The sequence below is a fragment of the Janthinobacterium sp. HH104 genome, from assembly GCF_001758715.1.
In the GTDB taxonomy this organism is placed as follows: Bacteria; Pseudomonadota; Gammaproteobacteria; order Burkholderiales; family Burkholderiaceae_D; genus Janthinobacterium; species Janthinobacterium aestuarii.
The window spans coordinates 72,035-96,676 of the sequence record NZ_LRIB01000017.1 but is presented as its reverse complement, the minus strand read 5'-3'; the positions used below and the strand labels follow the sequence as shown (position 1 = coordinate 96,676).

The 24,642-nt window shown below is 61.1% G+C and carries 25 protein-coding genes; 7 read left to right on the top strand and 18 right to left on the bottom strand.

The features are described 5' to 3' along the window. Window positions 1-187: 187 nt before the first annotated feature. The 7 genes from purH to tyrS all read right to left on the bottom strand — a co-directional run bounded on the left by purH (window position 188) and on the right by tyrS (window position 6,465). Window positions 188-1,774 carry a bifunctional phosphoribosylaminoimidazolecarboxamide formyltransferase/IMP cyclohydrolase gene (gene purH / locus JAB6_RS05205; protein ID WP_070301635.1) on the bottom strand — a complete coding sequence of 529 codons (1,587 nt, stop codon included), beginning with the start codon at window positions 1,772-1,774 and terminating at the stop codon, window positions 188-190. 107 nt (window positions 1,775-1,881) lie between these two features. Next, window positions 1,882-2,115 (bottom strand): helix-turn-helix domain-containing protein, encoded by a 234-nt coding sequence (locus JAB6_RS05200; RefSeq protein WP_008445162.1) that lies wholly within the window; start codon window positions 2,113-2,115, stop codon window positions 1,882-1,884. A 191-nt stretch (window positions 2,116-2,306) separates the two neighbouring features. Then, on the bottom strand, window positions 2,307-3,347 hold the full coding sequence (dusB, locus tag JAB6_RS05195) for a tRNA dihydrouridine synthase DusB (RefSeq protein WP_072456748.1): 1,041 nt from the start codon (window positions 3,345-3,347) through the stop codon (window positions 2,307-2,309). Between the two features lie 106 nt (window positions 3,348-3,453). Next, entirely contained in the window at window positions 3,454-4,098 is a 645-nt protein-coding gene (locus JAB6_RS05190) for a histidine phosphatase family protein (protein ID WP_070301634.1), read from the bottom strand. Between the two features lie 3 nt (window positions 4,099-4,101). Continuing rightward, window positions 4,102-4,734: a YbhB/YbcL family Raf kinase inhibitor-like protein gene (locus JAB6_RS05185; protein ID WP_070301633.1), complete on the bottom strand. Its 633-nt coding sequence runs from the start codon at window positions 4,732-4,734 to the stop codon at window positions 4,102-4,104. Window positions 4,735-4,753: 19 nt separating this feature from the next. Then, window positions 4,754-5,203: a D-aminoacyl-tRNA deacylase gene (gene dtd / locus JAB6_RS05180; RefSeq protein ID WP_070301632.1), complete on the bottom strand. Its 450-nt coding sequence runs from the start codon at window positions 5,201-5,203 to the stop codon at window positions 4,754-4,756. Then, on the bottom strand, window positions 5,200-6,465 hold the full coding sequence (gene tyrS, locus JAB6_RS05175) for a tyrosine--tRNA ligase (RefSeq protein WP_034749219.1): 1,266 nt from the start codon (window positions 6,463-6,465) through the stop codon (window positions 5,200-5,202). The genes dtd and tyrS overlap by 4 nt, the downstream gene beginning before the upstream one ends. A gap of 154 nt (window positions 6,466-6,619) precedes the next feature. Between tyrS and JAB6_RS05170 the strand changes: the two genes are divergently transcribed. Both JAB6_RS05170 and JAB6_RS05165 read left to right on the top strand, forming a co-directional pair. Then, entirely contained in the window at window positions 6,620-7,987 is a 1,368-nt protein-coding gene (locus tag JAB6_RS05170) for a M23 family metallopeptidase (protein WP_034749221.1), read from the top strand. A 121-nt stretch (window positions 7,988-8,108) separates the two neighbouring features. Next, window positions 8,109-9,203, top strand: coding sequence for an anhydro-N-acetylmuramic acid kinase (locus JAB6_RS05165; protein ID WP_070301631.1), 1,095 nt, complete (start codon window positions 8,109-8,111; stop codon window positions 9,201-9,203). Window positions 9,204-9,267: 64 nt separating this feature from the next. On the opposite strand, the gene erpA is transcribed toward JAB6_RS05165, so the two are convergent. The 5 genes from erpA to rplM form a co-directional block, all read right to left on the bottom strand. Further along, the gene (erpA, locus tag JAB6_RS05160; protein ID WP_029496047.1) at window positions 9,268-9,630 is read right to left on the bottom strand and encodes an iron-sulfur cluster insertion protein ErpA; all 363 of its coding nucleotides are present in this window, start codon (window positions 9,628-9,630) and stop codon (window positions 9,268-9,270) included. 98 nt (window positions 9,631-9,728) lie between these two features. Continuing rightward, the gene (locus JAB6_RS05155) at window positions 9,729-10,118 is read right to left on the bottom strand and encodes a polymer-forming cytoskeletal protein (protein WP_034749532.1); all 390 of its coding nucleotides are present in this window, start codon (window positions 10,116-10,118) and stop codon (window positions 9,729-9,731) included. Between the two features lie 90 nt (window positions 10,119-10,208). Then, window positions 10,209-11,246 (bottom strand): N-acetyl-gamma-glutamyl-phosphate reductase, encoded by a 1,038-nt coding sequence (argC, locus tag JAB6_RS05150; RefSeq protein ID WP_070301630.1) that lies wholly within the window; start codon window positions 11,244-11,246, stop codon window positions 10,209-10,211. A gap of 170 nt (window positions 11,247-11,416) precedes the next feature. Beyond that, complete coding sequence (gene rpsI, locus JAB6_RS05145; protein ID WP_010393285.1) at window positions 11,417-11,809, bottom strand: 30S ribosomal protein S9; 393 nt, start codon at window positions 11,807-11,809, stop codon at window positions 11,417-11,419. A 9-nt stretch (window positions 11,810-11,818) separates the two neighbouring features. Next, complete coding sequence (rplM, locus tag JAB6_RS05140; protein WP_010393282.1) at window positions 11,819-12,247, bottom strand: 50S ribosomal protein L13; 429 nt, start codon at window positions 12,245-12,247, stop codon at window positions 11,819-11,821. Window positions 12,248-12,472: 225 nt separating this feature from the next. On the opposite strand from rplM, the gene JAB6_RS05135 reads away from it, so the two are divergent. Then, entirely contained in the window at window positions 12,473-12,895 is a 423-nt protein-coding gene (locus tag JAB6_RS05135; protein ID WP_034749235.1) for an OsmC family protein, read from the top strand. A 116-nt stretch (window positions 12,896-13,011) separates the two neighbouring features. Here the strand turns inward: JAB6_RS05135 and coq7 are convergent, their stop codons facing one another. Beyond that, window positions 13,012-13,656: a 2-polyprenyl-3-methyl-6-methoxy-1,4-benzoquinone monooxygenase gene (coq7, locus tag JAB6_RS05130; protein ID WP_034749238.1), complete on the bottom strand. Its 645-nt coding sequence runs from the start codon at window positions 13,654-13,656 to the stop codon at window positions 13,012-13,014. Window positions 13,657-13,741: 85 nt separating this feature from the next. After that, on the bottom strand, window positions 13,742-14,173 hold the full coding sequence (locus JAB6_RS05125) for a hypothetical protein (protein ID WP_070301629.1): 432 nt from the start codon (window positions 14,171-14,173) through the stop codon (window positions 13,742-13,744). Window positions 14,174-14,320: 147 nt separating this feature from the next. On the opposite strand from JAB6_RS05125, the gene JAB6_RS05120 reads away from it, so the two are divergent. The 4 genes from JAB6_RS05120 to JAB6_RS05105 all read left to right on the top strand — a co-directional run bounded on the left by JAB6_RS05120 (window position 14,321) and on the right by JAB6_RS05105 (window position 20,953). Further along, window positions 14,321-15,100: an ATP-binding cassette domain-containing protein gene (locus JAB6_RS05120; protein ID WP_070301640.1), complete on the top strand. Its 780-nt coding sequence runs from the start codon at window positions 14,321-14,323 to the stop codon at window positions 15,098-15,100. A 3-nt stretch (window positions 15,101-15,103) separates the two neighbouring features. Continuing rightward, window positions 15,104-16,300: an ABC transporter permease gene (locus JAB6_RS05115; protein ID WP_070301628.1), complete on the top strand. Its 1,197-nt coding sequence runs from the start codon at window positions 15,104-15,106 to the stop codon at window positions 16,298-16,300. A gap of 170 nt (window positions 16,301-16,470) precedes the next feature. Then, window positions 16,471-17,364, top strand: coding sequence for an ABC transporter ATP-binding protein (locus JAB6_RS05110; RefSeq protein ID WP_070301627.1), 894 nt, complete (start codon window positions 16,471-16,473; stop codon window positions 17,362-17,364). A 10-nt stretch (window positions 17,365-17,374) separates the two neighbouring features. Beyond that, window positions 17,375-20,953, top strand: coding sequence for a M1 family aminopeptidase (locus tag JAB6_RS05105; RefSeq protein WP_070301626.1), 3,579 nt, complete (start codon window positions 17,375-17,377; stop codon window positions 20,951-20,953). Window positions 20,954-21,006: 53 nt separating this feature from the next. Here JAB6_RS05105 and JAB6_RS05100 read toward each other — a convergent pair whose 3' ends face one another. The 4 genes from JAB6_RS05100 to JAB6_RS05085 form a co-directional block, all read right to left on the bottom strand. Beyond that, complete coding sequence (locus JAB6_RS05100; RefSeq protein WP_070301625.1) at window positions 21,007-21,390, bottom strand: hypothetical protein; 384 nt, start codon at window positions 21,388-21,390, stop codon at window positions 21,007-21,009. Window positions 21,391-21,532: 142 nt separating this feature from the next. Next, window positions 21,533-22,996, bottom strand: coding sequence for a catalase (locus tag JAB6_RS05095; protein ID WP_070301624.1), 1,464 nt, complete (start codon window positions 22,994-22,996; stop codon window positions 21,533-21,535). A 93-nt stretch (window positions 22,997-23,089) separates the two neighbouring features. Next, on the bottom strand, window positions 23,090-23,746 hold the full coding sequence (locus JAB6_RS05090; RefSeq protein WP_070301623.1) for a DsbA family protein: 657 nt from the start codon (window positions 23,744-23,746) through the stop codon (window positions 23,090-23,092). Between the two features lie 20 nt (window positions 23,747-23,766). Next, window positions 23,767-24,636, bottom strand: coding sequence for an MBL fold metallo-hydrolase (locus JAB6_RS05085; protein ID WP_070301622.1), 870 nt, complete (start codon window positions 24,634-24,636; stop codon window positions 23,767-23,769). Window positions 24,637-24,642: the final 6 nt, after the last annotated feature.

Below are 24,642 nucleotides of genomic sequence, written 5' to 3'. Positions count from 1 at the left end.
CGTCGGCAGCGTCAGATGTGTATAAGAGACAGACCGGTGAATAACCGGTGCCTGCCGCTGAGTACTTTATCGAGTAGCTGTAGGTCGGATTAGCGGTACGCGTAATCCGACATGCGTTGCCAACTGCGCTTGTCGGATTACGCGCAGCCTGCGGCCCCGCTAATCCGACCTACTCTCTCTATCGATATCAATGACGGAAGTGACGCGTGCCCGTGTACAGCATGACCACGCCGCGCTCGTCCGCCGCATCGATCACTTCCTGGTCGCGCATCGAGCCGCCCGGGTGGATGACGCAGGTCGCGCCCGCGTCGACGACGACGTCGAGGCCATCGCGGAACGGGAAGAAGGCGTCCGACGCCACGACGGAGCCCGTCAGCGACAGGCCCGCGTTTTGCGCCTTGATGGAAGCGATGCGGGCCGAATCGATACGGCTCATCTGGCCAGCGCCCACGCCCAGGGTCATGTTATTGCCGCAGAAGACGATGGCGTTCGACTTGACGAATTTCGCCACTTTCCAGGCGAACATCAGGTCGGCCAGTTGCTGCGGCGTTGGCTGCAGCTTGCTGACCACGCGCAAGTCGCCGATACCGACGTTTTTAGCGTCAGGCGATTGCACCAGCAAGCCGCCACCGACGCGCTTGAAGTCCATGGCGTGCACGCCGCTGCCCAGCGGGATTTCCAGCATGCGCACGTTTTGCTTGCTCGACAGAATCTGTTTCGCTTCGGCGGAGAACGACGGGGCGATCAGCACTTCGACGAACAGCTTGGCGATTTCGCCGGCGGTGGCGCCGTCGAGTTCCGTGTTGAAGGCGATGATGCCGCCGAATGCCGAGGTCGGGTCCGTCTGCAGGGCGCGCGCATACGCTTCCGCCGCATTCTTGCCCAGGGCCACGCCGCATGGGTTCGCGTGCTTGACGATGACGCACGCGGCGCTTTGCTCGAAGCCGCCCATGCTCTTCACGCATTCCCAGGCAGCATCAGCGTCGGCGATGTTGTTGTACGACAATTCCTTGCCTTGCAGCTGGCGGTAGTTGGCCAGCGCGCCGTCGGTGGTGACGAGGTCGCGGTAGAAGGCGGCGCTCTGGTGCGGGTTTTCACCGTAGCGCATGTCTTGCACTTTTTCAAAGGCCACGTTCAGGATTTGCGGATAGGTGCCGCGCTCGGCGTGCACTTTCGTCGGGCCCAGGCTCGTCAGGTAGTTGGTGATGGCGCCATCGTATTGCGCCGTGTGCGCAAAGACTTTTTTCGCCAGCATGAATTTGGTGTCGTAGCTGACGTCGCCTGCCTTGCCATCGGCCGCACGCATTTCCGCCAGTACCACGTCGTAGTCGGTCGGGTCGCAGATGACAACCACGTCCTTGTGGTTCTTGGCCGCCGAACGCAGCATGGTCGGGCCGCCGATATCGATGTTTTCGATCGCGTCTTCCAGGGTGCAATCAGCCTTGGCGACCGTGCCTTGGAACGGGTACAGGTTGACCACCACCATGTCGATAGTCGGCATGTCGTGCTCGACCAGTTTCGACATATGCTCAGGGAAATCACGGCGCGCCAGGATACCGCCGTGCACTTTCGGGTGCAGGGTTTTCACACGGCCATCGAGCATCTCCGGGAAACCCGTGTAATCGGCCACTTCCGTGACAGGAACACCGTTGTCTGCCAGCAGTTTGGCGGTGCCGCCCGTGGACAGGAGGTTGACGCCGAGGGCGGACAGGGCGCGGGCGAATTCGAGAACGCCGGTCTTGTCGGAAACGGAGAGGAGAGCTTGTTTGATCATGGCTGTGGCTAGGTGGTTAAGTGTTCTTGGCGAATGGCGCAGCGGTCAGCTATGAAGCTGGGCCCGCTGCGGCGGATTCAAATCTTGGCGTCACTTGCATGCCGGCATTACAGCAAACCGTGCTCCTGCAATTTCTTTCGCAGGGTATTGCGGTTGATGCCCAGCATCTGCGCGGCGTGCGACTGGTTGCCATCGGCGCGTGTCATCACGACTTCCAGGATGGGCTTTTCGACGGTCAACACGACCATGTCGTAGATATTCGATGCTTGCTGTTCGCCCAGGTCATTGAAGTAATCTTCTAGACTTTTCTGTACGACTTCCTGAATGCTTTCTTTGCTCATTTGTATGCTTCAACCGGCTGAACACCTGGCCATCCGGCGCCGCGTCGCTCATGCGGTCCGCGTGCTGCCCTCTTGCCTCGGTGTTGTAATTAATATTGCATGACGCTCTGTATAGGCGCTCGCCCTTGTACTTCTTATCACTCGTACTGATCACTATTGCTTATAACTTATGCCACTACCTTGCTATCTGCTCATGCTGCCGTGGCCGCTTCTATCAGGCCACTTTCACTGGATTCGGAGAGGCGGTATTGTAACCGTTCGCCAAATTTCCATTGCGACTCAAAAAATTGATCAACGGCCAGCAATTGCGCATCCGTCGATTCCAGCAAGTTCATTTGCTGGCGGAACGCTTCGCCGCCCTCCAGATCCTTGACGTACCAGCCGATGTGCTTGCGCGCCGTGCGCACGCCGAGAAATTCACCGTAAAACGCGTAATGGGCGCGCAAATGCTCGTCCATCAGCGTGCGCACTTCATCCACGTACGGCGCCGGCAGCAAGGTGCCCGTGCGCAAAAAATGGTCGATCTCGCGGCAAATCCACGGCCGCCCCTGCGCCGCGCGGCCGATCATGACGGCATCGGCGCCCGTTTGATCGAGCACAAAGCGGGCCTTTTCCGGACTGGTAATGTCGCCATTGGCCACCACGGGGATGCCCACTGATGCTTTCACGGCGGCAATGGTTTCATATTCGGCATCGCCCTTGTAGCCATCGGCACGCGTGCGTCCGTGCAAGGTCAACATCTGGATGCCGGCTTGCTCGGCGATGCGGGCGATGGTCAGGGCATTCTTGTTGGAACGGTTCCAGCCCGTGCGAAATTTCAGGGTGACGGGCACGTCGACGGCGTTGACGACGGCGTGCAATATCTTTTCGACCAGGCTTTCATCTTGCAACAGGGCCGAACCGCACCAGCTGTTGCACACCTTTTTCACAGGGCAACCCATGTTGATGTCGATGATCTGCGCGCCCCGGTCCACGTTGAACTTGGCGCAATCGGCCAGGTCTTGCGGATCGGCGCCGGCGATCTGCACGGCTTTCGGCTCCATTTCGCCTTCGTGGTCCGTGCGCCGCGCGCTTTTTTCCGTCGCCCACAGGCGCGGATTCGACGCCGCCATCTCCGACACGGCGTAGCCGGCACCCAACTGCTTGCACAACTGGCGGAAAGGCCGATCCGTCACGCCCGCCATGGGAGCGACGAAAACGTTGTTGCGCAGAATGTGAGGGCCGATTTGCACTGAGGAACCTGGAATGGACGGAGGAACCTGCTATTTTAACCGATTCCCTGCCTATTTAATAAGCACTATTTTTTAGCTCAGTGCGTCAGAGTGAGGATGGGGCCGCTTAGCCCAGCTCGTCCATCGCGGGTGCGCTCAGGTGCTCGATATTTCCCCAGTGCACTAAATGCAGCTTGCCGTCGGCGTAAGAAAACCGGTTGACGCTGGCATTTTTGACCTGGAAGTCGCGCGGACTGTCGAGCGCCATGCCGACCGCCTCGCGGTAAGCGCACTCGAGCACGCCGCCGTGGGCCACGATGGCAATCGTCTGGCCGTCATATTGCTCGGCCCAGCGGGCGATGGCGCCGTTTGCGCGCGCATAGAACTGGCGGAAACTTTCGGCCTGGCGCTCGCCCGACGGCATCACGGCGTCGATCTGGCGCGATTGCCATTGCGCATACTCGTGCGGATAGCGCGCGGCGATGTCCGCATACAGCAAGCCTTCGAAAGCGCCATAGCAGCGCTCGCGCAGCAAGGGGTCAATCTGCACTGGCAGCTTGTTCACGTCGGCCACGGCTTGCGCCGTCTGCCGCGCGCGCTGCAGGTCGCTGGCGATGATGGCGGCCAGCGGTTCGTCCGCCAGCGCCTGCCCCAGCGCGACCGCTTGCGCCAGGCCCGCCTCGTTCAAGGCGATGTCGATATGGCCCTGCAGGCGACGGCCCGCATTCCAGGCCGTCTCGCCATGGCGTATCAATAAAATCGTGGTGCTCATGCGTTATTTCTTCAGAGTAAGTGCCAACTCGGGATTGAGCGAATAGGCGACGACGAGCTGGGCTTCATCGAGGATGTGGCCGTACAGGGCGGCATGGGCTTGCTGCCCCGTGAAACGCTCGGGCAAAGCCAGTTGCGGCACGTCGAGCGCGTACAGGCGGAAAATATAGTGGTGGATGCGCTCGTCATTCCACGGCGGGCACGGACCATCATAGCCGTAGTAATCGCCGGCCATGGCGGCATCGCCGGCAAACCAGCCCGTGTAATCGTTGATGCCCTGGCGCAACCCGGGACCTGCCGCCTTGCCACGGGGAGTGATGCCGCTGGAAAATTCTCCGGCGGCAATAACCCGCATGGCCGGAGGCAAGTCGAGCAAGCTCCAGTGATAAAAGTCGCCGCGCAGCGCCGTCAGCGACAGGGCCTGGTCATCGCGGTTGGCCAGGCTGGCATCTTGCGGCGCATCGGGGTCGATGCAGAACAGGGCCAGCGACTCGGTGCCGTTGGGCACGTCGTCCCAGGCCAGATGGGGATTGCGGTTGCCGGCGAGGCGCACGCGGCTGGCCGGATCGATCTCGGCAAAAGCATAGTCGGCCGGCATCAGGCCTCCATCACGAAACGTCTCGCTCCACAATTTCATCGCTTGCTCCTCTTTATAGTTATTGCTTTGCGTTCACTTGTAGCCAGAACGTGACGGGGCCGTCATTGGTGAGCGACACCTGCATGTCGGCACCGAACTGCCCCGTTTGCACGCCTGCATGGCGGCTGCGCGCCTGGTCCACGAAATGCGTGAACAGGCGCAAGCCGTCCTGCGGCGCGGCGGCCGGCGTAAACGACGGGCGCGTGCCGGACTTGGTGTCGGCCGCCAGCGTAAACTGCGGCACCAGCAGCAAGCCGCCGGCCACGTCCGTCACGCTGCGGTTCATCTTGCCCGCCTCGTCGGCAAACACGCGGTAGCCGAGCAGTTTTGTCAGCAGGGCGTCCGCTTCCTTCTCCGTATCCCCCCGCTCGGCGCACACGAGCACCATCAGCCCGGCGTCGATGGCGCCGATGGTGGCGCCATCGACATCCACCTTCGCCTGCGTGACTCTTTGCAGCAGCGCGATCATGCCGTCAAGGTGACGCGCGCAAAGCTGCGCTTGCCAACTTGCAACACGAACTGACCGGCTTCCACTTGCAAGCCCTTGTCGCTGATGACGGTGCCGTCGATGCGCACGCCGCCCTGGTCGATCTTGCGCATGGCTTCCGACGTGGATGGGCACAGACCGGCTTGCTTGAGCAATTGCGGGATGCCCAGCGGTGCGCCAGCGAGGCTCACTTCCGGGATATCGTCGGGGATGCCGCCCTTCGAGCGGTTGACGAAGTCGGCCAGCGCATCTTCGGCCGCCTGCTGCGAGTGGAAGCGGGCGACGATCTCTTGCGCCAGCGCAACCTTGGCGTCACGCGGGTTGCGGCCTTCCTCGACTTCGCGCTTCAGCTGGGCCAGTTCGGCGATCGAGCGCCACGACAGCAGCTCGTAGTAGCGCCACATCATGACGTCGGAAATGCTCATCAGCTTGGCGAACATGGTGTTGCCCGGTTCCGTGATGCCGATGTAGTTATTCTTCGACTTGGACATTTTTTCCACGCCGTCCAAACCTTCCAGCAGCGGCATGGTCAAAATACACTGCTGCTCCTGTCCGTACTGCTTTTGCAGTTCGCGGCCCACCAGCAGGTTGAACTTCTGGTCCGTGCCGCCCAGTTCCAGGTCCGATTTCAGGGCCACCGAGTCGTAGCCTTGCATCAGCGGGTACAGGAATTCATGGACGGAAATAGGAATGCCGCCCTGGAAGCGCTTGGTGAAATCGTCGCGCTCGATCATGCGCGCCACCGTGTAGTGGGAAGCGAGCTGGATGATGCCGCGCGCGCCCAGCGGATCGCACCATTCGGAGTTATAGCGGATTTCAGTCTTGCTGGCGTCCAACACTAAAGATGCTTGCGCGAAATACGTCATCGCGTTAATCTCGATCTGTTCCTTGGTCAGCGGCGGGCGCGTGACGTTGCGGCCCGAAGGGTCGCCGATCATGGACGTGAAGTCGCCAATGAGGAAAATGACTTGATGGCCGAGGTTTTGCAGCTGGCGCATCTTGTTCAGGACGACAGTGTGGCCCAGATGCAAGTCGGGTGCGGTCGGGTCCAGGCCCAGTTTGATGCGCAGCGGAACACCGGTTTTCTCGGAGCGTGCTAATTTTTGCGCAAATTCGCTTTCGATCAATAGTTCGTCGACGCCACGCTTGGTAATCGCGAGGGCTTCTTGTACTCTGTCAGACAGCGGAAGCGCGGTCTGAGCGGCGTTAGCCTTTGTAGGCGATGCGGTGGTGTTGATTTCCATAAAATTTGACTGTAGATCTCAAAATGGTAGTAGGTTTGCGGAGTTTGTTATAATGCTCGATCCCATCAATCTTGCCGTATGAAAACGAATCAAAATAACAATAACAAAGAGCGCTAGCTCAGGTCACGTTCAAGGGCAAATTTTAACTGATTGCATGAACCCTATACATAAAATCACAGGCTCACGCTTGTACACACAGCTGACGACGACCCGCAAGGCACGCATTATTGGTGCGTCCGCGGTGCTGCTCGCCGTGGCCGCCTTCGGCGCGGTCGCTGTGTCGCCCATGGCGCCCGACGCATCGGACTTGCCGGTCACGTCCATCGCCCAAAACCTGGAAATGCCTGATCTCGCCTCGCAAATTTCCGCGATGGAACAGGTAGACCAGAATTTCACCCACGAAGAAAAAGTCCGCGCTGGCGATACCCTCGCCACTCTGCTGACCCGTCTCGGCGTGGATGATCAGGCGGCCGCCAATTTCATTAAAACCGACAAGATCGCGCGCGGCGTGATGTTGCTGAAATCGGGCAAGCGCGTGCAAGCGCAAACGACCGAAAACGGCGACCTCAACTGGATGCGCGCCACCCTCGTCGACGGCACGGACAAATCGGTCAAGAACATCCTGATCACCCGCAAGGGCGACAAGTTCGTGGCTACGGAAGTGGCAGCCCAGCTGGAACGCCGCGTTGAAATGCACGCGCGCAAGATTACCTCCACCCTGTTTGCCGCTACCGATTCCAGCCTGGACGGCACCCGCCTGCCAGACTCGATTTCCGCGCAAATCGTGGAAATGTTCTCCACCAATATCGACTTCCGCTCCGACCTGAAACGCGGCGACTCGTTCAATGTTGTCTACGAGACATTCTGGCAAGATGGCGAATTTGTCCGAGCGGGCCGCATCCTGGCCGGTGAATTCACCAACCGCGGCACGACTTACCAGTCCGTTTGGTTCGAAGACCCAGCCAGCAAGCAAGGCGGCGGTTACTACAGCTTCGACGGCAAGTCCCTCAAAAAAGCCTTCCTGAAATCCCCCCTCGAATTCTCCCGTATCTCGTCCGGCTTCTCCATGCGCGTGCACCCGATTTCCGGCAACTGGAAAGCGCACAAGGGCATCGATTTCGCTGCAGCAACGGGTACGCCTATCCGCGCTTCGGGCGATGGCGTGGTCGACTCCGTCGGCAGCCAAAACGGCTATGGCAATGTTGTTGTCCTGAAACACTGGGCCAACTACAGTACCGCCTACGCCCACATGAGCCGCTTCGCTTCGGGCCTGAAAAAAGGTCAAAAAGTCAGCCAGGGCGATGTGATCGGCTACGTCGGCACCACCGGCTGGTCCACGGGCGCGCATTTGCACTATGAATTCCGCGTCGGCGGCGTGGCACAAGATCCAAGCAAGCTGAACGTACAAGCCCAGGCGCCATTGACGGCCGCCGAGCTGAGCCGCTTCCGCATGGTGTCGGCTGACATGATGCACCGCTTCACCCTGCTGCGTCCGAACGACACGGCACTGGCTTCGCGCTAAGCAACACTGCCTTCGGGCAATATATAAAGGCACCGCCCATGCAGATGGCCGGTGCCTTTATTTTTTGAACAGGAAAATGCGGCACAATGCACCCCATCACTTACGCACTCAAGGAATACCCATGCTGTATATCGGTCTGATGTCTGGCACCAGCCTGGACGGCGTTGACGGCGCGCTGGTCGACTTTTCCGATGATGGCGGCACACGCAGCCTCGGCGATGCCTACATTCCCTTCCCCGCCAGCCTGCGCGACGATCTGATGGCGCTACAAAGTGCCGGCCAGAATGAAATCGAACGCGAAGCGCTGGCGGCAAACCAGCTCGTGCGCCATTACGCCGACTGCGTCGCCCAGCTCCTGAGCAACGCGGGCATCGGCCCGGATGCCGTCACCGCCATCGGCGCGCATGGCCAGACCATCCGCCACCGCCCCGAGCTGGGTTTTACGCGCCAATTGAACAACCCCGCCCTGCTGGCAGAACTGACGGGTATCGACGTCATCGCCGACTTGCGCAGCCGCGACGTGGCGGCCGGTGGCCAGGGCGCGCCCCTGGTGCCCGCTTTTCACCAGGCCATTTTCAATGTGCCAGGCCACACGCGCGTGCTGGCCAATATCGGCGGCATCAGCAATATCAGCGTGCTGCACGCGGACGGCACCGTGACGGGCTACGACACGGGCCCCGGCAATGCACTGATGGATGGCTGGGTCCTGCAGCACCTGGGCCAGCCCTACGACGCCAACGGCGCCTGGGCAGCGACAGGCCAGGTCATCCCTGCCCTGCTGGCGGAATTGCTCAATGAACCGTATTTTGACTTGCCGGCGCCGAAAAGCACGGGGCGCGACCTGTTCCATGCCGGCTGGCTGCAGGACAAGCTGAGCAACTACCCGCAAGCCAATCCTGCCGACGTGCAGGCGACCCTGACACAGCTGACGGCCGCCAGCCTGGCGCATGCCATCGCGCGCGACGGGGCACAGGCGGAAACCGTGTATGTATGTGGCGGTGGCGCGCAGAACGCCAGCCTGATGGCGGCGCTGGCCCGTGCATTGCCGGGCATGGCGGTGGAATCGACAGCAGCGCTGGGCGTGGCGCCCAGTCAGGTCGAGGCGCTGGCCTTTGCGTGGCTGGCCTGGCGCTTTACGCAGCGCAAGCCGGGCAATCTGCCGGCCGTGACGGGGGCGCAGGGGCTGAGGGTATTGGGCGCCTTATATCCGAGCTAAGCCGGCGTAGAAACACAAATAGCGGATCGATGATCCGCTATTTTTACATTCCGATAAAACTACTTTATACCGAGAACGAGGAACCGCAACCGCAGGTAGAAGTAGCGGTAGGATTCTTGATCACGAACTGTGCGCCTTCCAGGTCATCCTTGTAGTCGATTTCCGCGCCGACCAAGTACTGGTAGCTCATGGAATCGATCAACAGCTGGACGCCGTTCTTGACCATGGTGGTGTCATCTTCGTTGACGATTTCGTCGAAGGTGAAGCCATACTGGAAACCGGAGCAGCCGCCGCCCTGCACGAAGACGCGCAATTTCAGGTCGGGATTGCCTTCTTCTTCGATCAGCTGCGCGACTTTTTCAGCGGCGCTATCGGTAAAGATAATAGGGGAAGGGATCACATCTTGCATTTCAGCGACGGCATTCATATCAGGCACTCCTACTAGAAAACATTAAGTCATTATAGACTGTTGGCGCAAGTCGCGCTGCGGCCGCCGCTGATGCGGCTGGACGGTGTTGTTCCTGCTCACATTTCCGACACGGCCAGGTGCAGCACGGGGTCGGCGCTGTCGTGCCGACTGAGCTTGCCTTGCACCAATGCACCGCTGTGCATTTCCAGCACCTTGTAATAGACCTCTCCTACAATGCGGGCTTTTGGCTGGATTTCAAGCATTTCGGACACATACACGGGGCCATTGATCTCGCCGCTGACGACCAGGCTCGAGCAGCGCACTTCGCCATCGATGCGGCCCGCCTCGCCCAGCACTATATACGTGGGCTCGCCCGGCTCGCCCGTGACGTTGCCGCGCACATGGCCATCGATGCGCAAGCCGCCGCAAAACAGCAGGTCGCCCTCGATCCGCGTGGAAGCGCCGATCAAGGTGTCGATGGGATTTTTCGCGTTGCGCTCGAACATGAACGTCATCCTGTCGGGGTAGGTGGCAGTCCAATTTATCACAGGTCCGGCAAAAAGGCGCCGGACCCGCGCAAGCACCGTCGCGTATCGTTACGGCATCACGGCGATGTGTTGCAAACCGGCCGTTTCTTTCAAGCCAAACATCAAGTTCATGCACTGCACGGCCTGGCCCGATGCGCCCTTGACCAGGTTGTCCTGCACCACCAGCACGATGACGGTGTTGCCGCCTTCGGGACGGTGCAAGGCCAGGCGCAGCATGTTCGAGCCACGCGTAGAGCGGGTTTCCGGGTGCGAGCCGAATGGCATCACGTCGACGAAAGGCTCGTCCTTGTATTGCTCTTCGAATAAGGATTGCAGCTCTTCATTGCTGACATCCTTGTTCAGCTGCGCGTACAGGGTCGAATGCATGCCGCGGATCATCGGCACCAGGTGCGGCGTGAAGGTCAGCGCCACTTTCTCGTCAGTGAAACGCTGCAGTTGCGCCGTCGTTTCCGGCAGGTGGCGGTGGCCGGCCACGCCGTAGGCTTTGAAGCTGTCGCTGCTTTCCGAGAACAGGATGCCGATTTCCGCCTTGCGGCCAGCGCCGGACACGCCCGACTTGCAGTCGGCGATCAAGCCGCCCGCGTTGACCAGGCCAGCTTTCAACAGCGGGTAAAAGCCCAGCTGCATAGTGGTCGGGTAGCAACCTGGGTTGGCGATCAGCTTGGCTTGCTTGATGTCTTCGCGGTTCAGTTCCGGCAAGCCGTACACGGCCTGTTCGATCAACTCGGGGGCCGTGTGGGGAATCTTGTACCACTGCTCGAACTTGGCCTGGTCTTTCAGGCGGAAGTCGGCGGCCAGGTCGATGACTTTCACGCCGGCGGCCAGCAGGGCTGGTGCTTGCGCCATGGCAACGCCATGCGGGGTCGCAAAGAAGACCACGTCGCACTGCTCCAGGTTCGCCTTGTCCGGCGAGGAAAACGCCAGTTTGACATGGCCGCGCAGGGAAGGATACATGTCAGCAACGGGCAAGCCATCTTCCTTGCGCGAGGTAATCGCCGTCAACTCGACATCTGGATGGGTAGCGAGCAAGCGCAGCAATTCCACGCCCGTGTATCCAGTGCCGCCGACGATGCCAACTTTGATCATGTTCTTTCCTTGTGTATAGATTGCATAAAGATGAGGGGAAACGCTACCCCTGCGGGTTTTCCGCGTATTTTACAGCGCAACGCCGAGTCACGCTGAAATGCAAAAAAGCCGCGGGACCGAAGTCCAGCGGCTTTTCGACCAGCACCCCGGAAGGTGCTGTAGCGTAGAAATTAACGCTTCGAGAATTGCTTTGCGCGACGTGCTTTGCGCAGACCAACTTTTTTACGCTCGACTTCACGTGCATCGCGGGTAACGAAGCCGGCTTTTGCCAGTTCCGGTTTCAACGCTGCATCGTAGTCGATCAGAGCGCGGGTGATGCCGTGACGAACTGCACCAGCCTGGCCCGACTCACCGCCGCCATGGACGTTGACTTTGATGTCGAAACGCTCGACATTGCCGGTCAGTTCCAGTGGTTGACGGATGACCATCAGACCCGTTTCGCGCGAAAAGTATTCGTTTGCTGGTTTGCCGTTAACAACGATCAAGCCTGTGCCAACTTTGATAAAAACCCGAGCCACTGCACTTTTGCGACGGCCGGTTCCATAATTGTAATTACCGATCATGTCAGTTCCTTAGAGAACAAGTGCTTTAGGTTGCTGAGCAGCGTGCGGATGGGAACCTTCCGCGTACACTTTCAGCTTCTTGATCATTGCGTAGCCGAGTGGGCCTTTAGGCAGCATGCCTTTGACCGCTTTCTCAAGCGCGCGACCTGGAAAACGCTGTTGCATTTTCTGGAAGTTGGTTTCGTAGATGCCGCCTGGATAGCCAGAGTGACGGTAGTAAATTTTCTCAGTAGCTTTGGTACCGGTCACACGCAGTTTGCCTGCGTTGATGACGACGATAAAGTCGCCGGTATCGACGTGAGGAGTAAATTCTGGTTTGTGTTTGCCGCGCAGTCGGAGTGCCACTTCGCTGGCAACACGTCCGAGGACTTTGTCCGTCGCGTCAACCACGAACCAATCGCGCTGGACTTCATGTCCTTTAGCGGAAAATGTTTTCATGTTGACTTCCTAATAGATTACACGCTCAAATGGTGGTTCCGCCGATGCTGCCGTGCGGACTCTGCCTTATTTACTTTTCCTGAGCGAACGGAAAGCCGACAAGTATAAGCGGCTTTGCCTTGCCGCGTCAAGCTGCAATCGAGGCCGGCTGCGGCCCGGCGGGCGGCACATGGATGGGCATTCCTCTATTACAATACAAAACGCTTACAATTTTCGGAGAGTACGATGGAATGCAAAGTCAGCTGGAATGGCCCGTCGGGCATGAGTTTTCGGGCAGAAACGGGTTCCGGCCACCTGGTGACCATGGATGGCGCGCCCGATGGCGGCGGCCACAACCTGGCGCCACGCCCCATGGAAATGGTCTTGCTGGGCACGGGCGGCTGCACCGCCTATGACGTGGTGCTGATCCTGAAACGGGGCCGCGAAGCCGTCAGTGGCTGCGAGGTGACCCTGAAGGCCGACCGCGCCGACACCGATCCGAAAGTCTTTACCAAGATCCACTTCCACTTCACGGTGCGGGGCAAGGCCCTGAAACCGACGGCCGTGGAGCGGGCCGTGGCCTTGTCGCATGACAAATATTGCTCGGCGTCGATCATGCTGGCCAAGACGGCCGAGATTACGCATTCCTTCGAAATCATCGAGGAATGATGTAGGTCGGATTAGCGGGGCAAGCCCCGCGTAATCCGACGACACTACCGGCGCCAACAATGTTGTCGGATTACGGCCTGCGGCCTAATCCGACCTACCCGATCTACGCAGAAGTATCAGATGTAATACGCTGTTTTTGTCATCACTTTGCCCATCAACCCCATCAGCGCCTTCACGGGCGCCGGGGTGTCGATGGCGCCCAGTCTCTGGGCGGCGGCGCCGTGTTCCACTTCGTCGATGGCCATTTGCTTGACGATGGCGCGCGACTTGGCGTCCTGCGGCGGTAATTCCTGCAAGTGGCTAGCCAAATGCGCTTCCACCTGGCGTTCCGTTTCCACTACAAAACCCAGGCTGCGGCCGTCGCCCATGCGCGCGGCAATGGTACCCAGCGCAAACGAACCCGCGTACCACAGGGGATTGAGCAGACTCAGACGCGAGCCCAGCTCCGTCAGGCGCTGGGCCGTCCAGGCCAGGTGGTCTTCCTCTTCGCGTCCCGCTTCGTCGAACTGGGCGCGGATGGCCGGGCTGTGCGCATAGCGCGCCTGCGAGTTGTACAGGGCTTGCGCGCACACTTCGCCCACATGGTTGACGCGCATCAAGCCGGCGCTGTGGCGCTGTTCGGCCGGGCTCAGCTCCGCATCGGGCGCATGTGCGGCTGGCGTGGGGCGCGAGGCCGAGGCCACGCCCGCCATGACGCGCAGGGCCTTGTCGGCGCCAACAATCAAACGATCCAGGGGGTGAAAATGGCGGTTTGCGGTCATCGTGGCTATTCATGTCAGGGAAAACATGAATTATAGGACGATAGCGACCAGCCGTCCCCACGCCGCGCGCAGGGGGATCGGGGCTTTATTGACTTGTGCGCGCTTTTTCCTGCTCGATCCAGTCCACCACGGGGCCGACGGCGTCCAGGCCGGACAGGCTTTTCGCCACGCCCAGGTTCAGTGAAATCAGGAAAGAAATACTGTCGACGGGAATGTCCGGGCAGTGCTGGGCAAACGCGGCGCGAAAACGCTCCGATTGCAGCACGCGCAAGACTTTCTCGCCACTCATGAATTGCAGCACGCTGGCGATGCTGTGCCCGCCACCTATGGAGTGGTAGATGAAACGGTTGTACTTCGCGTCGATCTGCTTGAAATCGAGCGTTTCCTCCGTCATCAGGCCGGCCAGGTAGTACAGCCCCAGGCTGACGCGGAAGAAACCGATGGCTTCGGCACTGGTCATGCCGGCACGGGCCACGGCCAGTACCTTGTTCTGCATCGCCTGATCGATCTTTTGCATTGCGCTCTCCCGCGCCGTCCGCGGCGCCCACCGGGCCAGCTTGCATGAAGATGCTGTTTTTTTCAATAGACCAAACGATATTTCCACCTTGCAAGTTACATTTTTTGCATGCTACTCTCGTTCTTCACCATTGAATGGATGATGCACATGATAGAGGTCAAGCACCTGGCAAAACGTTTCCGCATGCCGCCCCACAAGGGCAAGGGCGTGCACGTCAGCGATCCGCGCGAACACGATGGCTGGTTCCACGCCGTGCGCGACGTCAGTTTCAGCTGCGCTCCGGGCGAAGTGCTGGGCCTGCTCGGCCCGAATGGCGCTGGCAAGACGACCACCCTGCGCCTGCTGTCGACGGCCTTGCAGGCGGACGCAGGCAGCGCCCTCGTCAACGGCGTCGATGTCTTGCAGCAACCGCTGGTGGCGCGCCAGAGCATCGGCTTCCTGTCCGGTTCGACGGGATTGTACGGCCGCCTGACGGCGCGCGAAAACGTCGAGTACTTTGGCCGCCTGCACGGCATGCCGGCCGACAAGCTGAAACGCCGCTGCGACGAGCTGTTTGCCCTGCTGCAAATGGAAGAGTACGGCGGCAAGCGGGCCGATCAGCTGTCGACGGGCATGAAACAGAAGTGCGCGATCGCCCGCACCGTCGTGCACGAGCCGCAGGTGGTGATCCTTGACGAGCCGACGACGGGCCTCGACGTAATGTCGGCCAAGATCCTGCTCGACTTCATCGCCAGCTACAAGGCGCTGCGCGTGCCGCTGATCTTTTCCACGCACCACCTGCACGAGGTGGAAAAGCTGTGCGACCGCGTCTGCATCATCAACCGCGGCACCACCGCCTTCAATGGCACGGTCAACGAACTGCGCCACCTGGGCGGCAGCGCGGACTTGTACGACGCCTTTGTCAGCGTCATCAACCAGGGAGCCTGAGCCATGTGGACCATTTATCTGAAAGAGTTGCTGGAACTCACGCGCGACCGCAAGACGCTGATCTTCACCATCCTCATCCCCATCTTTGCCATGCCGCTGATCTTTGGCGGCTTCGCTTATGTTTCCAGCAATATGTTCAAGAACGCGAAAACGGCGGAAATGCGCTACGCGCTGTTCGGCAAGGACCATTCACCGGGCTTGAGCGCGCGTTTTGCGCAGCAGCACAACCTGCGCGAAGTGCCGCTGGCCAGCGAGGGAGACATTCGCCGCGCCATCGGCGACGACAGCATCAAGTTCGCCGTCGTCATCCCGCCCCGGTTTGAAGAGACGCTGCAGCAACAGCAGCAAGCCAAGGTCACCCTGCACTACAACAGCGCCAGCACGGTCGACGTGACCCAGCAACGGGTGCGCGAGATCGTCGAGGCCTACAACGCCAGCCTGCGCGAAAGCGCGCTGTCGGCCCTGAACCTGAGCCCGGCCCAGCTGGCCTTTGCCCTGCATCCCATTGTGCTCGACAAGCAATCGACGGCCAACGAGCGCGAGCAGATGGGCGCCATCGTCGGCGGCATGCTGCCGTATCTGCTGCTGATGGTGTGCCTGACGGCGGCCATGTATCCGGCCATCGACCTGGGCGCGGGCGAAAAGGAACGGGGCACCCTGGAAACCCTGCTGCTGGCGCCCGTGCCGCGCAGCGCCATCGTGGTGGCCAAGTTCCTCGTGCTGTTTACCGTCGGCATGACCTCGGCCGTGCTGATGGTGGGCAGCATGGGCGCCCTGCTGGCCATCTTCGGCAGTTCGCTCGAAGGCAACATGGCCGTCATGGTGCGCAGCATCGGCTTGCCCGACCTGGCCATGGTGACCCTGATGCTGGTGCCGACGGCCGCCATCTTCGCCTCGCTGCTGCTGTCGATCTCGATCTACGCGAAAAGCTACAAGGAAGCGGCCGGCATGATCACGCCATTGATGCTGTTCGTCATCCTGCCCACGGTGGCGGCCATGCTGCCCGGCGTCGAGCTGAACTGGATGTGGGCCATGGTGCCGCTGACGAATGTGTCGCTGGCCATGAAGGAACTGGTCAAGGGCACCATGGATTACCGCATGTTCGGCGTGATCCTGGCCTCGACCACGGTGATCGCTGGCGCGCTGCTGGCCCTGTGCCGCTGGTGGTTCAACCGCGAATCGGTGTTATTCCGCAATTAAACTTGCCATGTGACTCGCGGCGGGGCGCCATCCGCCCCGCCCGGCTGCACTCTGGGCACGCGAAAATGCCGTGTATCGCATGCAACTGCCCAGTACGTCTTAAATTCAATACAATGCCAGCATAGAGTAGCCCTGTCGCATCGGGCAGCAACGCATGAGTTAGGAGTTGTATGGAATTGCAGATCCGCAAATTGTCGAAGACCTACGCGAATGGCGTAGTGGCGCTGGACAATGTTTCGCTGACGATACCGCCGGGCATGTTCGGCTTGTTGGGCCCGAACGGCGCCGGCAAGTCGACCCTGATGCGCACCCTGGCCACCTTGCAGGAATGCGATTCCGGTTCCATCTTCTTCGGCGACTACGACGTGCTCGACGACAAGGACGAGATCCGCCGCATGCTCGGTTATCTGCCGCAAGACTTCGGCCTGTACCCGAAAGTGACGGCCTACGAGCTGCTCGACCACTTCGCCATGTTAAAAGGGCTGTCGCAGCGGACGCGCAGGCGCGAGGTTGTCGATGGCCTGTTGCAGCAAACCAATCTGTTCGACGTGCGCCACCAGCGCCTGGGCGGCTTTTCCGGCGGCATGCGCCAGCGCTTCGGCATCGCGCAAGCCCTGCTGGGCGACCCGAAACTGATCATCGTCGACGAGCCGACGGCCGGCCTCGACCCGCAGGAGCGGGTGCGCTTCCACAACTTGCTGTCTGACATCGGCGAAGACAAGACGGTGATCCTGTCGACCCACATCGTGTCCGACGTGGCCGACCTGTGCGCCAACATGGCCATCATCAACAAGGGGCATTTGCTGCTGTGCGGCAAGACCCAGGAACTGATCGACGAAGTCAGCTGCAAGATCTGGGCACGCTTTGTCGACAAAAAAGAGCTGGCCAGCTTCCAGCAGCGCCACGCCGTCATTTCCACGCGCTTGCTGTCGGGCCGCACCTTGATTCACGTCTACAGCGACGACGACCCGGGCGACGGCTTCGAGGAAGCCATCGGCGACCTGGAAGACCTGTATTTCGCCACCATTGCCGGGCGCCACCGCGTCGCCCCGCAGTGCGACTGAGGGGACGGCCATGTTTGCCATCGCCCGCTTTGAAGCGCGACAGCGGCTCAAGCTGCTGTCCACCTGGGTGTATTTCGCCATGTTCCTGGCGCTGGCCATGCTGTGGATGGCGGCCGCCGGCGGCGTCTTCAAGGAAGCGAGCATCAGTTTCGGCGGCAAATTCCTGATCAACGCACCCCGTTCGCTGGCGTTCACGTGCAGCGTACTGGGCTGCTTCGGCGCCGTGGTGGTGGCCGCCATGATGGGCCGCTCGGTGCAGCAGGATTTCGAATACGGCATGCAGCATTTCTTCTTCAGCGCGCCGATCAAGAAATACCAGTACGTATTCGGCCGCTTCCTCGGCGCCTATCTGGTGCTGGCCGTGGTGTTTTCCAGCATCGTCATCGGTGCCTGGCTGGGCGCCTGGCTGCCCGGCATCGACCCGGAACGGCTGGGGCCGCAACGGGCGCTCGCCTACCTGATGCCGTATGTATTTACCCTGCTGCCGAACCTGTTCATCTTCGGCGCCATCTTCTTCGTCATCGCGGCACTCACGCGGCGCATGCTGCCGGTGTACATCAGCTCGGTGGTGATGCTGATCGGCTACCTGGTGGCGCCGTCGCTGGCGCGCGACCTCGACTACAAGACCCTGGCCGCCCTGATCGACCCCTTCGGCACGACGGCGCTGATACGCCTGACGGAATACTGGCCGAACGCGGAGCGCAACACGCGCCTGGTGACCCTGGAAGGCGTGTACCTGCTGAACCGCGCCATCTGGTCCGGCTTCGCCCTGGTGGCCCTGCTGCTCGGCTACTGGCGCTTCCAGTTCCACGCGACGACGGACGCGGGCGCCGCCAGGCGCCGCAGCGAGGGCGAGGCGCCGCAGCGCCTGTCGAACGCCTCGCTGTCCACGCAGGAAACGCCCGACTTCGCGCAACGCAACCTGGCCGCCCTGCTTCTCAAGATGAGCTGGCTGAACCTGCGCGAAACCATCAAGAACATCTATTTTGTCGTCATCGTGCTGGCCGGCGTGCTGACCATGTATGCGGGCGCGCTGGACATGGGTTCCATGTACGGCACGAATACCTATCCCGTGACGGAAAAGGTGCTGGACATGGTCAGCGCCTCGTTCGCCCTGTTCATGCTGATCATTACCACCTTCTACGCGGGCGAGCTGGTGTGGCGTGAACGGGAAGCGGGCACGTATCTGATGCTCGACGCCCTGCCCGTGCCGAACTGGCTGCCCCTGCTGTCGAAGCTGTTGGCGCTGGTCGGCCTGCAAGCCTTGCTGAGCCTGGTCATCATGCTGTGCGGCATGTCGATCCAGGTCTTCAAGGGCTATTACCGCCTCGACCCCGGCCTGTACCTGGAATCGCTGTTCCTGTCGCACCTGCCCTACTATGCGCTGGTGGCCGTGCTGGCCATCTTCGTGCAGGTGCTGATCAATCAGAAATACCTCGCGTATTTCGCCATGATTCTGTACCACATCGCCAGCATCAGCTTTTCCTCGCTGGGTCTGGGCGACCCGCTGCTGCTGTACGGCAGCACGCCGGAAGTCGTGTATTCGGCCATGAACGGCGCCGGCCACTTTGTGTTGCGCGAGCGCTGGTATTTGCTGTACTGGAGCGGCGCGGCCGTCATGCTGACGGTGCTGTCGCTGCTGTTCTGGCCCCGCGGCGCACAGGACAGCTGGCGCATCCGCCTGCGCCTGGCGCGCCACGGCCTCACGCATGGCGTGCTGGCCAGCTTTGCCGGCGGCGCCCTGATCTTCGTCTTCGCCGGCGGCGTGCTGTTCTACGTTTTCCACGTGGCCAACGATTACCAGTCCGAATTTTCCCGCGATGCGGACCGCGCCAGCATCGAACGCCAGTACCGCAAGTTTGCCGCCACGCCGCAGCCGAGAATCACCGACGTGAAACTCGACGTGGCCATCTACCCGGCGCAGCGCAGCCTCATCGTCACGGGCCGCTATCTGTTGCAAAACAAGACCAGCCTGCCGATCAGCCACATTTTTGTGCAGCAAGACCCGACCGCCACCATGCGCCTGCGTTTTGACGCGCGCGTGCATCCCGGCCTCGACGACGGCAAGCTGGGCTTCTACAGCTACCGCCTGGCCGCGCCGCTGGCGCCGGGCGCCACCCTGGGCCTCGATTTCGACATTCGCTATGCGCCGCGCGGCATCTTCGGCCTGGGCCAGGACACCCCCGTGGTCGCCAACGGCACCTTCTTCACGAACGCCGTGCTGCCGCACATCGGCTACCAGCCGCAGCAGGAATTGACGGACCCGCGCGACCGCAAGAAACACGGTTTGCCGGCGCGCGAACGGGCCTTGCCGCGCGACGATGCGAAGGGCTTGGCCGACAATTACGTCAGCAACGATGCCGACCGCATCAACTTTGACGCCACCGTCAGCACCGTCGACGGCCAGACGGCCATCGCGCCGGGCATGCTGGACAACGACTGGATCGCCAAGGGCCGCCATTACTTCCACTACACGATGGACCAGCCCATCCTGAATTTCTACGCGTTCCAGTCGGCCCGCTACGCCGTCAAGCATGAGCGCTGGCAAGACGTGGCCATCGACGTGTATTACCACCCGGGACATGAATACAACCTCGATCGTTTCGTGCGCGGCAGCAAGGAAGCGCTCGAGTACTACACGAAGAACTTCGGCCCCTACCAGCACAAGATCCTGCGCATCGTCGAGTTCCCCCGCTACGCCACGTTCGCGCAATCGTTCCCTAACACGATTCCGTACTCGGAAGGCCTCGGGTTCATCGCCAAGGTGGACGACAAGAACCCGAAGGACATCGACTATCCGTTCTACGTCACGGCGCATGAAGTGGCGCACCAGTGGTGGGCGCATCAATTGGTGGGTGGCAACACGCGCGGCGCCACCGTGCTCAGCGAAACCCTGGCCGAATACTCGGCGCTGATGGTGATGAAGAAAACCGCAGGGCCGGCCAAGATGCGCCGCTTCCTGCGCTATGACCTGAATCAATACCTGATGGGACGCAGCGAAGAGCGCAAGAAGGAATTGCCGCTGGCCGAGAATGAAAACCAGGCCTACATCCACTACCACAAGGGCAGCCTGGCCATGTACTTGCTGCAAGATATCATCGGTGAAGACAAGGTCAACGGCGTGCTGCGCGACCTGCTCAAGATCTATGGCCAGAAAGGCCCGCCGTATGCGAGCGTGACTGCCCTGATTGCCGGCTTGCGCCAGGTCACGCCACCCGAACAGGCTTATCTGATCGACGACCTGTTCGAGAAAATCGTACTGTTCGACAACCGCGCCCTGTCGGCCACGGCCACCAAACGCGGCGATGGCAAGTACGCCGTCACCATCAAGGTGCAGGCGGGCAAATTGACGGCCGGCGAACAGGGAGAGGAACACGACGCGCCGCTGCACGACTGGATCGAGATCGGCGTCGACGATGCGAATGGCCATCCGCTGCTGCGCGAGCGCCTGCGCATGACGGCCCGCCAGGCGAGCTACACCGTCATCGTCGGCAGCCGCCCCGGCAAGGCGGGCATCGATCCCGACAACAAGCTGATCGACCGCAAGCCGGACGACAATATGGTCACCGTCGAGCTTGAAGAGCCGTGACGAACAATGGCCGCCCGTGCATTCAGGGCGGCCACTTCGGTATCACAAGGGAATCAGCCTGCGGCGGAACGCGTCACCAGGCTCAGGCTGACGCCCATTTCCGTCAGGTGCTGCATGTCGGCCAGCGACAGGTCGAGCGGCGCATCGACCGTGTCATCGCCGTTCAGCTCCAGTTGCAGCTCGGCCACGATGCGCGGCATTGTGAACGTGACGCCGCGCGAACGGCATTCGGCCAGGTAGCTGCGTATGCGCGAGGGCAACACTTGCGATTTGGGCGCCTGCGCGATCAGCACTTCAAAGCCGGAATCGAGATGCACGCGATTCGCGCCCTTCGCCTCGCCCTTGCGCCATTGTCGTTCCGGATCGGTGGGCAAGACTTCGAGGATGGATTTGAGCGTGGGGTCGTCCCCATGCACCGACAGCTTCGCGATATTCATATTGCAAGACTTTCTAGTCAGATCAGACCGACAAGTCTACGCATGGACGGCAAGTATGTCCATACGGCAATATTTAGTATCCGTCTCTAATTTGTGCTGCATCAACAACAGGCGGAACAAGCTTGTTCCGCCTGCCACACGCTTACAACGCCGCGCCGCGCGCCTGCAAGGCGGCCCGCACGCCGGCGCCGTAGGCGGCATCGGCCCGGTCGAAGTGACCGAGTTGACGCTGCAAGGTTTCCGGCCGCACCAGACTCAAGGGACCGGCCAGGTTGTCGAACAGGTTTTGCTTCGCCTGCGCTGACATCAGGCGGAACAGATTGCCGGCTTGCGTAAAGTCGTCTTCCACGCCGCGCCCATCGTAGCGCGCCGCGCCGCCGTCGAGCGCCAGCGCCCCCTCGCCATGGCCCAGCCCTTGCGGCTGCGTGCCTGCCGCCGCCACGTTTGCGTAATTCTGTGCCGCGCCGCCATTGTGGATCGCCATGCCGCCGTCGCGCTGCTGGTTATGGAAGGGGCAGCGGGCCGCATTCACGGGCAGATGCTGGTGGTTCGTGCCGACCCGGTACAGCTGGGCGTCGTGGTAGGCGAACAATCGGCCTTGCAGCATCTTGTCCGGCGAGTAACCCATGCCGGGCACGGCGTTGGCCGGCGAAAACGCGGCCTGCTCGACTTCCGCATGGTAATTGTCCGGGTTGCGGTTCAGCTCGAAAATACCGACCGGCAGCAGCGGGAAGTCCGCGTGCGGCCACACTTTCGTCAGGTCGAACGGGTTCCAGCCCGTGCGTTGTTCCCATGTATCGAGTTGCTCCTGCGTCGCCACCTGCAGCTTGACTTCCCACTGTGGAAAATCGCCGCGTGCGATGGCGCCGAACAGGTCGCGCTGCGCGTAGTCGGGGTCAGCACCGGCCAGGCGGCCCGCTTCCGCGGCAGGCAGATTCTTGATGCCCTGGCGCGTCTTGAAGTGCCATTTCACGTACACGCGCTGGCCCTCGGCATTGATCAGGCTATATGTGTGGCTGCCGAAGCCATCCATGTGGCGGTAGCCATCCGGCGTGCCCCGGTCCGAGAACAGCATGGTGACCTGGTGCAAGCTTTCCGGCGCATGGCTCCAGAAGTCGAACATCATTTCGGCCGATTTCAAATTGCTTTGCGGATCGCGCTTTTGCGTGTGGACGAAATCGGGGAACTTGATCGGGTCCTTGATGAAGAACATCGGCGTGTTGTTGCCAACCAAATCCCAGTTACCTTCTTCCGTGTAGAAACGTACGGCGAAACCGCGCGGGTCGCGTTCCGTGTCTGCACTGCCGCGTTCGCCGCCGACGGTGGAAAAGCGCGCGAAGGTCGCCGTCTGCTTGCCTACTTCGGCAAACAATTTGGCCTTGGTGTAGCGCGAGATGTCGTGCGTGACGGTAAAGGTGCCGTAGGCGCCCGAGCCTTTCGCGTGCACGACGCGCTCGGGAATGCGCTCGCGGTTGAAATGCTGAAGTTTTTCGATCAGGTGGAAGTCTTGCAGCAGCAGCGGGCCGCGGGGGCCGGCGCTGATGGAATTCTGGTTGTCGGCGACGGGGATGCCCGAGGCGGTACTGAATGGCGGCTGTTGGCTCATGGCTGCTTTTCCTTCGTTGTTGACTAATGGAAGCAGTGTAACGAGGTCAACAACAAAGGAAAAGGTAATTGATTTTATAGAATCGATAGTTATTTACAATGCACACCCTTGTGCATCGCACACGCCGCCCAGTTGCGCCTGCAATTTCTCCGGCTGGCCAAGGAAGCCGCCGATATCGATCACGGACAGCTTGCCGCTGCCATCGTCGAGCACGAAGGTAGGAAAGCCCTGGCCGCCCACCTGCGCCAGCAAGGCGCGACTGGCATCGATGTGCCGCTGCGTGGCGGCGCCCGCCTGCCGCGCATACTCGGCCTGGAATGCCGCCCCGTCCATGCCCAGCTCTTGCGCCAAGGTCACCAGCACGGGGACGTCGGCGATACGCAAGCCGTCCACGTAATGGGCATGCTGCACGCGCTGCAGCATGTCCAGGCCCTGGCCGGCCAGGACTTCAGCCGCCAGGATGGCCGTGATCGGCGGTTCGGAATCCATCATGGCCGTCGTGTCGTTCAGCAAACCGTTGACGTAGGCGTCGCCGAAAGGCTGGCCAGACATTTGCTCGATGCGCCGGTCATGCGGCAGCACATAGCCGCGCCATTCGGGCGTGATCTGGCGGCGATTACTGCCCGTCATCATGCCGCCGCCGTGGAACGCCACCGTCAGGCCAGGCACGGCGCGCGCCGCCTCGACCAGCGGCGCGGCGCCGTAGCACCAGCCGCACAGCGGGTCGAAAATGTAGTGCAGTGCGGGCATGAGAGCCTCCTTGTTGCCGGTTACCATTTCATTTCGCCTTTAGCCACTTTCGCGCTGGTCTCTAAAGCGCCATCGAGGCCCAGCTTCGGATAACGCATTTTCATCGCTTCGATCAGGGCGGCCGAATTGGCGGCCTTGGCCGTTTCCTCTTCAAACGTCACCAGGTAGTCGCGCGTAAAACCGATGCTGTCCGGCGTCAGGGGCGAACCGACCTTGAAGTGGCCAGGCACGACGGTGACGGGTTTCAGGGCGGCGATGCCGTCGAGGGTCTTGAGCCAATCCTGGCGCGATTGCGCGCTTTGCGTATCGGCCGTCCACACGTGCAAGTTACCAAACAGCACTACGCCGCCGACGACGGCCTTGATCGATGGAATCCACACATAGGTGCGCGCTGGCGTCGGGCCGGCGATGTCCAGCGACTGGCCTTCCAGGGCGATGCGCTTGCCTTTCAATGCTTCCGGAATGACGATGCTTTTCGGCGCATTGTCTTTCAGGATCGGGCCCCAGTAGGCGACCTTGGCGTCAGCCTTGCGGCGGATCTCGGCGACCGTTTCCGGCGTGGCAACGATTTTCGCCTGCGGGAACGCGGCCTTGATCACGTCGAGGCCAAAGTAGAAATCGGGATCGCTGTGGCTGATGTACACGGTCGTCAGTTTCTTGCCGCTGGCGCGGATCTTCTCCACCAGCTTTTGCGCTTCGGCGCGCGAAAACTGTGCATCGATCAGCACGGCGTCATGCTTGCCTGCCACCAGCACGGAAGCGACGGGGAAGATGGCCTCTTCGCCCGGGTTGAATACTTCCAGGGTCAGGGGAGCGCTGGCGGCGGCCGAGGCGGCGCCGGCGGCAAACACGGTGGAAACAAGAACGCTGCTGATGGTTTTGGAGAACATGATCTG

Coding starts and splice junctions, on each gene's coding strand:
- JAB6_RS05090 (WP_070301623.1), bottom strand. CDS start 23,746: ATGCCCGCACTGCACTACATTTTCGACCCGCTGTGCGGCTGGTGCTAC.
- rplM (WP_010393282.1), bottom strand. CDS start 12,247: ATGAAAACATTTTCCGCTAAAGGACATGAAGTCCAGCGCGATTGGTTC.
- JAB6_RS05100 (WP_070301625.1), bottom strand. CDS start 21,390: ATGAATATCGCGAAGCTGTCGGTGCATGGGGACGACCCCACGCTCAAA.
- JAB6_RS05110 (WP_070301627.1), top strand. CDS start 16,471: ATGGAATTGCAGATCCGCAAATTGTCGAAGACCTACGCGAATGGCGTA.
- JAB6_RS05105 (WP_070301626.1), top strand. CDS start 17,375: ATGTTTGCCATCGCCCGCTTTGAAGCGCGACAGCGGCTCAAGCTGCTG.
- purH (WP_070301635.1), bottom strand. CDS start 1,774: ATGATCAAACAAGCTCTCCTCTCCGTTTCCGACAAGACCGGCGTTCTC.
- JAB6_RS05185 (WP_070301633.1), bottom strand. CDS start 4,734: ATGAAATTGTGGAGCGAGACGTTTCGTGATGGAGGCCTGATGCCGGCC.
- JAB6_RS05200 (WP_008445162.1), bottom strand. CDS start 2,115: ATGAGCAAAGAAAGCATTCAGGAAGTCGTACAGAAAAGTCTAGAAGAT.
- JAB6_RS05120 (WP_070301640.1), top strand. CDS start 14,321: ATGATAGAGGTCAAGCACCTGGCAAAACGTTTCCGCATGCCGCCCCAC.
- JAB6_RS05155 (WP_034749532.1), bottom strand. CDS start 10,118: ATGTTCGAGCGCAACGCGAAAAATCCCATCGACACCTTGATCGGCGCT.
- erpA (WP_029496047.1), bottom strand. CDS start 9,630: ATGAATGCCGTCGCTGAAATGCAAGATGTGATCCCTTCCCCTATTATC.
- JAB6_RS05170 (WP_034749221.1), top strand. CDS start 6,620: ATGAACCCTATACATAAAATCACAGGCTCACGCTTGTACACACAGCTG.
- dtd (WP_070301632.1), bottom strand. CDS start 5,203: ATGATCGCGCTGCTGCAAAGAGTCACGCAGGCGAAGGTGGATGTCGAT.
- JAB6_RS05190 (WP_070301634.1), bottom strand. CDS start 4,098: ATGAGCACCACGATTTTATTGATACGCCATGGCGAGACGGCCTGGAAT.
- JAB6_RS05135 (WP_034749235.1), top strand. CDS start 12,473: ATGGAATGCAAAGTCAGCTGGAATGGCCCGTCGGGCATGAGTTTTCGG.
- JAB6_RS05165 (WP_070301631.1), top strand. CDS start 8,109: ATGCTGTATATCGGTCTGATGTCTGGCACCAGCCTGGACGGCGTTGAC.
- JAB6_RS05095 (WP_070301624.1), bottom strand. CDS start 22,996: ATGAGCCAACAGCCGCCATTCAGTACCGCCTCGGGCATCCCCGTCGCC.
- JAB6_RS05125 (WP_070301629.1), bottom strand. CDS start 14,173: ATGCAAAAGATCGATCAGGCGATGCAGAACAAGGTACTGGCCGTGGCC.
- argC (WP_070301630.1), bottom strand. CDS start 11,246: ATGATCAAAGTTGGCATCGTCGGCGGCACTGGATACACGGGCGTGGAA.
- JAB6_RS05115 (WP_070301628.1), top strand. CDS start 15,104: ATGTGGACCATTTATCTGAAAGAGTTGCTGGAACTCACGCGCGACCGC.
- JAB6_RS05085 (WP_070301622.1), bottom strand. CDS start 24,636: ATGTTCTCCAAAACCATCAGCAGCGTTCTTGTTTCCACCGTGTTTGCC.
- tyrS (WP_034749219.1), bottom strand. CDS start 6,465: ATGGAAATCAACACCACCGCATCGCCTACAAAGGCTAACGCCGCTCAG.
- coq7 (WP_034749238.1), bottom strand. CDS start 13,656: ATGACCGCAAACCGCCATTTTCACCCCCTGGATCGTTTGATTGTTGGC.
- rpsI (WP_010393285.1), bottom strand. CDS start 11,809: ATGATCGGTAATTACAATTATGGAACCGGCCGTCGCAAAAGTGCAGTG.